The 8,319-nt window shown below is 49.7% G+C and carries 8 protein-coding genes; all 8 read right to left on the reverse strand.

From position 1 onward, the window contains the following. Nucleotides 1-169 precede the first annotated feature (169 nt). Nucleotides 170-895 carry a two-component system response regulator BtsR gene (gene btsR / locus OB87_RS16750; RefSeq protein WP_033570545.1) on the reverse strand — a complete coding sequence of 242 codons (726 nt, stop codon included), beginning with the start codon at nucleotides 893-895 and terminating at the stop codon, nucleotides 170-172. Continuing rightward, nucleotides 889-2,580, reverse strand: a complete 1,692-nt coding sequence (locus OB87_RS16755) for a sensor histidine kinase (protein ID WP_033570546.1) — start codon at nucleotides 2,578-2,580, stop codon at nucleotides 889-891. Before OB87_RS16755 ends, btsR begins: the two co-directional genes overlap by 7 nt. A gap of 275 nt (nucleotides 2,581-2,855) precedes the next feature. Next, on the reverse strand, nucleotides 2,856-3,077 hold the full coding sequence (locus tag OB87_RS16760; RefSeq protein ID WP_033570547.1) for an acyl carrier protein: 222 nt from the start codon (nucleotides 3,075-3,077) through the stop codon (nucleotides 2,856-2,858). 18 nt (nucleotides 3,078-3,095) lie between these two features. Beyond that, entirely contained in the window at nucleotides 3,096-4,532 is a 1,437-nt protein-coding gene (locus tag OB87_RS16765; RefSeq protein WP_033570548.1) for an AMP-binding protein, read from the reverse strand. Continuing rightward, a complete protein-coding gene (locus OB87_RS16770) occupies nucleotides 4,529-5,647 on the reverse strand; it encodes a membrane-bound O-acyltransferase family protein (protein ID WP_033570549.1) in 1,119 nt (372 codons plus the stop codon). Before OB87_RS16770 ends, OB87_RS16765 begins: the two co-directional genes overlap by 4 nt. 129 nt (nucleotides 5,648-5,776) lie before the next feature. Next, nucleotides 5,777-6,919 carry a D-alanyl-lipoteichoic acid biosynthesis protein DltD gene (locus tag OB87_RS16775; RefSeq protein WP_200884314.1) on the reverse strand — a complete coding sequence of 381 codons (1,143 nt, stop codon included), beginning with the start codon at nucleotides 6,917-6,919 and terminating at the stop codon, nucleotides 5,777-5,779. 255 nt (nucleotides 6,920-7,174) lie between these two features. Then, nucleotides 7,175-7,579, reverse strand: coding sequence for a type II toxin-antitoxin system YafO family toxin (locus tag OB87_RS16780; protein ID WP_033570550.1), 405 nt, complete (start codon nucleotides 7,577-7,579; stop codon nucleotides 7,175-7,177). Continuing rightward, on the reverse strand, nucleotides 7,576-7,869 hold the full coding sequence (gene yafN, locus OB87_RS16785; protein WP_033570551.1) for a type I toxin-antitoxin system antitoxin YafN: 294 nt from the start codon (nucleotides 7,867-7,869) through the stop codon (nucleotides 7,576-7,578). The genes OB87_RS16780 and yafN overlap by 4 nt, the downstream gene beginning before the upstream one ends. Nucleotides 7,870-8,319 lie beyond the last annotated feature (450 nt).

Here is an 8,319-nt window from a genome sequence, read left to right on the forward strand (position 1 = left end):
CATACCGGGATAAGCGGTGACAGATTTTTACCTGAATTGACGAAAATTCACCCTTCAGCAAGCAGGAAAAACCAACAAGAGCGGCACTGACGCCAGCCAACACGTCAGAAGAAGATGCAGAAATAGAGAAGCAGAAGGTCGAATGGCCTGTATCAGCACAGGCCCGACATCATCCTTTCAGGCCCAGCAGTTGCTTGAGGGTTTTCAGATAGCGGCGGCTCACCGGCAGTGACTGACCGCTTTTCAGCAGGATTTCCGCCTGACCACTTTCTTCCAGCCGGATTTCACGCAAATGGTCCATGTTGACCAGGTACTGCCGATGACAGCGCACCAGCGAGGTACGGCTTTCCAGCGTTTTCAGAGTCAGCTCGGTAAAACACTCCTCCCCTTGCGGGCCGGTCACATACACCCCGCTCTGTCGCGAACTGGCAAACTGCACTTCGCTGCTTTTCATCAGATAGATACGGCTGTGGCCGGTACAGGGGATGTAGTCAAGCCCAGCCTGATGGTCAGGCAGCTTATCGACATTCTGTACAGGGCGTTCCCGATGCAAGTTACGTAGCGTCTTCTCCAGCCGTGGCGGGTCGATGGGTTTCAGCAGATAGTCGAACGCCTGTTCCTCAAACGCCTTGATAGCGTACTCATCGTAAGCGGTGATAAACACGATGTAGGGCATGTTGTCGGGGTCTATCATGCCAATCATTTCCAACCCGCTGATACGCGGCATCTGAATATCCAGAAACACCACGTCGGGATGCAACCGGTGAATGGCGCTGATCGCTTCCACCGCATTGGCGCACTCCCCCACCAGATCAAGGCTGTCATCCTGCTCCAGCAGGCAGCGCAAGTTGTCCCGCGCTAGCGGTTCATCGTCAACAATCAGCACGCTCAGCATGAGTGGCTTTCCTCACAAGGCAGGGTTAGATGGACATGGGTGTAGTGATCAGGCTCGCATTCCACGCTCAGACCATAGTCGTTGCCATAACGGCTGCGGATGCGCTTATCAACCAGATTCATTCCCAGCCCGGTGCAGTTGGTACGCGGCTGGTACAGACCGGCATTATCCTCAATGCTCAACAACAGGCGATCCCCCTGCTGACTGGCGCTGATCGTGATGATACCCGTACCCAGCAAATGCGCCGTGCCGTGTTTGATGGCATTTTCCACCAAGGGTTGTAACGAGAACGCCGGTAAGCGCATCGACATCAGCGCCTGCGGCAGATTGAAGCGGACCTGCAACCGCTCCTGAAAACGGGCTTTTTCGATTTGCAGATAAGCATTCACGTGCTCGATCTCATCAGCCAGCGTGACGATCTCTTCCGAGCGTTTGAGGTTTTTGCGAAAGAACGTCGACAAGGATTGCACCAGTTGACCGGCCTGTTCACTGTCGCGGCGGATCACCGCCAGCAAGGTGTTGAGCGCGTTAAACAGAAAATGTGGGTTGACCTGGGCATGTAGCAACTTGATTTCCGATTGCGTCAGCAGCTGCTTGCTGCGCTCATACTGACCCGCCAAAATCTGCGCGGCCAGCAGGCTGGCGATACCTTCGCCGAAAGTACGGTTGATCGAACTGAACAGCCGATTTTTGGCTTCATACAGTTTGATGGTGCCGATCACCTGCTGGTTTTCACCGCATAGCGGGATCACCAATGTCGACCCCAACCGGCAGGTGGACTGCAACGAACACTGGTAAGGCGTTTCGTTACCATCCGCGTACACCACTTCGTTGTGCTCGATGGCGCGCCGGGTATGACCCGAGGCGATGGGCGTTCCCGGCAAATGGTGATCGTCGCCGATGCCGATAAACGCCAGCAACTTTTCACGATCGGTGATCGCTACCGCGCCGATATCCATCTCCTGATAGATCACCTGCGCCACCCGCATACTGTTTTCTTCGTTGAACCCTTTATGCAGGATACCTTCGGTACAGGCGGCGATTTTCAACGCCCGAGCCGAAAACGCCGAGGTGTACTTTTCGAACATCGCACGCCGGTCCAGCAGGATGCGCATAAACATCGCGGCACCAATACTGTTGGTGACAATCATCGGAGCGGCAATGTCCTTGACCAGTTTCAATGCATCATCAAACGGCCGCGCCAGCGACAGAATAATTGCCATTTGCAGCAATTCGGCGATAAACGTTACCCCGGCCACGGTAAAAGGGTTGAACAGCCTATCGATACGGCCGCGGCGCATCAGCAACCGGTGCGCCATACCGCCCAGCAACCCTTCGACGATGGTCGACACCATACAGCTGAACGCAGTCATGCCGCCGAGCGAATAACGGTGCACCCCGCCGGTCATCCCCACCAACATGCCCACGCCCGGCCCGCCAAGCAACCCACCCAGCACCGCGCCTATCGCACGTGTATTGGCGATGGAGTCTTGCACATGCAACCCGAAATAGGTGCCCATGATGCAGAACATGGAAAACATGGCATAGCACAATAGCTTATGCGGCAACCGAACCGTCACCTGCATCAACGGGATAAACAGCGGCGTTTTACTGAGCAGATAGGCGATCACCAGGTAAACGCACATCTGTTGGAGCAACAGTAAAACCAGTTTGAACTCATACATGATAAAAACTCGGACGGGGCACAGAAACCGGAAACCCGGCGATGCTCAGGGAGCATACCCTAACACAAAAGCACAGCGTTACTTTGACGAGATTCACTTATTTGTATCCCCGCCGGTTTTATCTCTCTGTCATGCTCCTTATACAGATTTCGTCATGTAAACCGTCTCTGATTGAAAACTTACCCACGGAGCGCCACGATGTCCCTGAAACAAAAAGACCCTGAATAAATGCACCCAGGGTCTTAAAAGCACAACAGCCATTCGCCGTTTAAGGACTAACCGCGATTCTCTTCAATGTAACGCGCCAAATCCGCCGGGGTCTTCAGCACGTTGGCGACTTCGGTCGGGGGGATCATGCAACCGTAAACGTCCTGCACTTCCAGCACCAGATCGACCGCCAGAATAGAGTCGAGAATATCGGACTCAATCAGCTCATCGTTAAAGCCCACTTTGCGGGATAAGACCTTTTCAAACAGGGCAAGTATTTCTTGTTCCATCATTTTTTCCTGGAGTAATTAATTCGTGCGGGCATGGGTATCCAGCAGCTTACGGTCGATTTTGCCGTTAGGATTAAGCGGCAACGCGTCTTTGATTATAATTTGAGAAGGCACCATATAGTGCGGAATCACCTTCGACAGTGAGTTTTTAATCACTTCAGGCGCTAAATCCGTCACGCAGAACGCCGCAATACGCAGCACACCACCGCCCGACTTCATCAGCGGCAGCACCACCGCTTCACTGATATCGGACATCGCCAGCAGGCGATTCTCAATCTCATTGATTTCAATGCGGTAGCCATTCAGCTTGATCTGGCTGTCATTTCGGCCCTGGCAGTACAGGATACCATTGTCCTCATAGCCCAGATCGCCGGTTCTGTAGCCCCGAAACGCCTCACTCTCCCGATGCAGCAACTTCTCTGCGTTCTCCTTCGAGAGCCCGAGGTAGCCACGCATCACATGTTTGCCCCAGATCACCAGCTCACCGTCTGCGGTGATTTCCATTCTGGTGTCCGGCATCATCACGCCGATCGGCAACAGGTCGTTTTCGCTGTGCAGAATTTCATCGGTGATTTCAATGACGGTTGTTGCAATGGTGGCTTCCGTTGGGCCATACGAGTTAAGAATTTTGGCGTGCGGGAAACGGCGGCGCAGCTGTTTTACCAGCGCTTTATTTAACACTTCGCCGATGAACACGAAGACGCTAAGTTCGGGTAAATACTCACTGTTGAACTGTGGGGAGAGCAGCCGCTGGTAGGCAAAAGAAGGCGTTGAAACCCACACGGAAACGCCGTTGTTTTTCAGCCGATCAAGCCAGTTTTCCGCCGCAATGTCTTCTTTTGCGTTCAGAACGATGTGCCCCCCGGTTGCCAGATTCGCCAGCAATGGGATTAATGAGAGATCGAAACTGAACACCGCATGGTTCATCAATACCGGCAATGCTGGCAGTGAAAAGTCCTGACGCACCCACTTCATGAAGTGCCATAGGCTTTCGCGCCCAATCTGCACGCCTTTGGGTTTGCCGGTACTTCCGGAGGTGAACATGATATAGGCGAGATCCTGCTCGGCCAGCACCTGACCAGCCTCACCGGTTGTAACGAACTGCTTTGTCGCCACATCGTAGTAGTAAGGGGCACTCGCCAACTGGCAAATCTCTTTAAGTCGCTCCTGCGGATAGATACAGTCCACCGGGATGTACGGAATGTTATGCAGCAGACAGCTATAAATTGCCACGGCAAATTCAGCCTGCTGATGCCCGTATAACACCACCGGTATACCGGCTGGCTGCTGACACTGCTGGTAGCGCTGCGACCAATCGGTAACGGCTACAGATAGCTGTTGCCAGGTCATTGCTTCGTCGCTGCCGCTAATCGCCAGTTGCTGTGGGTTCGCGGGCTTGAGTAATGCTGTGTGCAAGAAATCTTGCAGTTCCTTAAGCTCGGAGTAAAGGTTCATAGGGGTGACATTCCGCTAAAAATGTAAAGGGAGACAGCGGCGCTTGCCAGCGTCAGAATTCGCCCTAAGAACACAATAACTGGATAATGCAACCAGTTGCTGAGCATCGGACTGCGTTTGGCTGACCACTGCAACATGTTGTGTACAACAGAAATGGCGCCAAACAGCGCGCCGCTGATGATATAGTGTCGTTCAAGTCCGTTCCATGCTCCCATACAAAACAGGGTGCAAAATATACCAATGTTTTGTGCCAGCGTTTTATTCTGTCGGAAAAAATCGATCTTCATCAGATTCATATAAATCGGCATAAAAACCACATCCCTTAGCCATTCAGACAAACTAATGTGGAAGCGGCGCCAAAAATCCTGCGGGTTTTTCGCCAAAATGGGCATATTGAAGTTTGCCGGGATATTCAGGCCAAATAAACGCCCGGCCCCAATAGCCATATTGCTGTAACCGGCAAAGTCAAAGTAAAGGTATGCGCTGTAGGCCACCGACATCACAACACCAACGCTTAAACTAAACGGGCGAGGACTCCATGACTGAATAACCAGGTTGTCGATAAGCATCGCTAATAAGAATTTCTGGATAATGCCGACAAAAATTTGCTCCATGGCAGGTAAGAACTGCTCACGGGTGATAGTAAATGTCTGTTTGTTAATATCATTAGTCCATGTCCGCCACCGATACATCGGACCGGCCGTGATAATAAATGGCAGGAAAAGATAGCAAAAGTAATGCAGGAAATGCTGACCATCTTTTTTGGTGCGATAAAGCAATACGTCAATGGCGCGGAATGTCATAAAAGACAAGCCGATCATCCCCCAGTGGTTGTTGAGGTGTAATTTCACCAAAAACAACGGGAGTAGCGTCAGGCAAACCGCCTGCCAGGTTTTTAACCAGCCTTTCTCTTTCAGCGTAACCAGAATATAAAAGCTCAGAAAAACTGCCACGGGCACAATATAATCACCCTGGAAAATATATCCCCACCCCAATACGACGAGTACAGAAATAGTCGATAAGTAGGTCAGCCGTGAATGCCACAGCCGATTAATCAGCAAAAACAACAATGCTGATGAAAATAGCAAGAAAAAGAATGTTCCGGAGCTATACATCATTCATCCTTCAGAACTTTTGATATTCAAAGTGCACTTTTAAACTCATGCTGTCATCAACAGAGGTCCACGCGACGATGGTCACAGCCAGAAAGAGATAAAGAAAAAAAAGGCGAATAGCGTATTTCATCATTTAAAACTCTCAGCAATAAAACGGTCCATCACAACCCATGCAGGGTCAGTCGGGTGCAGGCGATCCCAATTCCAGCCGTTCTGATAAGGTTGCGCGTACATATCCAGATAAGGCACCTGATTCGCCTCCAGCAGCGACCTGATTTGTTTATCAATGGACTGAAATTTCTCAGAATTTTTAATCGCCCACGGATTAATCGCATCGACAATCACCACAACTTGAACGTGGCGCTCTTTCAGCAATTTGATGGTTGCCTGGAACGCTTCCATTTGTGCAGGATATAGTGGTGCGTCATCCCATACATCCGGCGTAGGATCATCATCAAATACCGACTTATCCATCCACAATGTCTCCGCACTTTGCTGGCGAGACTTATTCAATTCATGAGCGTGTGCCAGTTCGTTATCCCAATTGGGAACAACTTGATTCGCAAGCGGAGTCGGCCACGGTTGTGACGGTTGAGGGTCAATTCCCAACATTGCCAGCCAATCGTTCTTTACCATCTCGCAGAAGATCGCAAACTGATAACTTATTTCCTGCCAGACAATATTCAGGTTCCAACCATAAATGGCCATTTGAGCAAAAGTTAAATGGCTGATCTCTTCTTCATTAATATGATGTTGCAAATAATCAACCAGAAAATTTCGTGCCTGTGTATCTTCCATCAGGGGATTAAAAACAGAGGCCGGGAAATTGTCGGCAAAAACAGCCGGTGGGAGGCCATCACCGTAAAAGCTATCCGGTGCCAGTTGTAAAACTACCTTACTATTCGCATTCAGGTCATTTTTAAAACGTGAGAGCAGTAAAAAATGCGTGATGTTATCGATATAAACATCGCCATAAGCAACGACCGGCCGCTTTAACTGGTTATTGAAGTAATTATATACCGCGTAATGTTCATCTTCAGATGTGGAGACTTCCGAAGCACCGATGAAAAAAATCGCATTTCCCTGCAACGCATGGGAGATGGTGGCCATTTTCTCCTTCAGCTCTTTTGGCGTTCCTTCCAGGCTTTTAATCAGCGGCTGGAATGTTAACGGCGGATCAAAGCTCGTCACCACCGGGTGAACACAAAGGAACAAGATAGCCAAGGTAGCCATCAGGATATGTAGGCAGATAGTATTTTTGATTTTTATCATAAAAGTAAAACTATATGGCGTCGTATTGTTTAAAAACTGTTAATTTCTTATCTTCACAGCGCATCGACCACTGTTTTTTTCGACACTATATACCAAGCTAATATTCGATGATGAGCACTGCTGTGTAACGGTATGTACAGGGTTTAGCCTGTCTTAAGTATAAGCGCTATACCTGTCATCCATCATTAACGATACCCCCCAAACATATCCCCAACGGCTTTTGCGCCCCGGTTATTCGGGTGTTTTTTGAACAACTCAATACTTCATTCTGAATGCTTCGGCCATCACGCCTATCTTGTGCATGTGGTTATTATTTCGGGCCATCTTATGCGCTTCGGGTTTCAGAATGATAATCAGCAGGTAGGCATCTGGATCACTGGCACCCTGGCAGTACACCAAGTGAGCCTGATCGCTGGTTCGTTTGAACTGACGTAAAAACTTAGGAAAAGGGGCATCCGCATCAGCAAGATGAATGTGCGCTACCTGCTCTTCTTTCACCAGGGGATAGGTGCGATCATCATCATAAGGGGCGTCACGGCCAAAGGTATCCGGCAACACGCCCTCTTTTTTATACGACAGAAAATCCGCCGCCAAATCATCCAGCTCTTTCTGGCTCAATTGCTGGCGGATAAGCGTTGATTTGAAAATCCTGATGCTCATTCCGTGAACTCGGTCAGATCCTTGTCAGAGGCGTTTTGCAGCAGTGTCTGCCCGTTCTGCGCAATCTCGCTTAACCGTTCAGCGCTTGGACGAAAACGCGCAGCGGTATGTACCCTACCCTGTTTCTCTTCCAACAGATCGATCAGTTCTTCAAACACCTTAGCGCTAACCATATAGCCAGCCGGGCGGTTGTTGGAGAGAACTGCAACAGGTTCATCAATAAAATATTTCGCCGGGTTTTTTCTTAACTCTGTGATGTTGATAGATTTTTCAGCAAGAATGCGTTCCATAAATCACCTGTAAAATGCCTGTTATAGTGTTCATCTTAATGTACATGATAATAAACATCCAGTTGTACGCTTAAAAAGCAGACAATACTAATACTAAGGCCCGATGTTTAACGGGCTGCTTTTCTGGCTTCCCGTTCTGCCTTTTCTACCTTCCTAATCAGCCGTCCGGTCATTCTTGCCATTTTCGCATCTGACACCCGCCAATATGCGGCCTCGGTTTTTATCAACCTGGCTAACTTTCTTTCAAAGGTTTCCCAGCGCATCCGGGCTGGCTTTGCAAGCCACCGAGCGGGGTTAAACAGGTTGTCTGTGGATGGGAGATCATCAAATACATGAGACTAAAAGGGGTGAGCAGGCAGTCTAAAATCAACCGGGGTTCCAACTATCACCGCTGGCGATGAGCCGTTTTATTATCGAGTTCGGTAACCACCTAAATAGCTTATATGGACA

The organism is Dickeya undicola, assembly GCF_000784735.1.
GTDB classification, from domain to species: domain Bacteria; phylum Pseudomonadota; class Gammaproteobacteria; order Enterobacterales; family Enterobacteriaceae; genus Dickeya; species Dickeya undicola.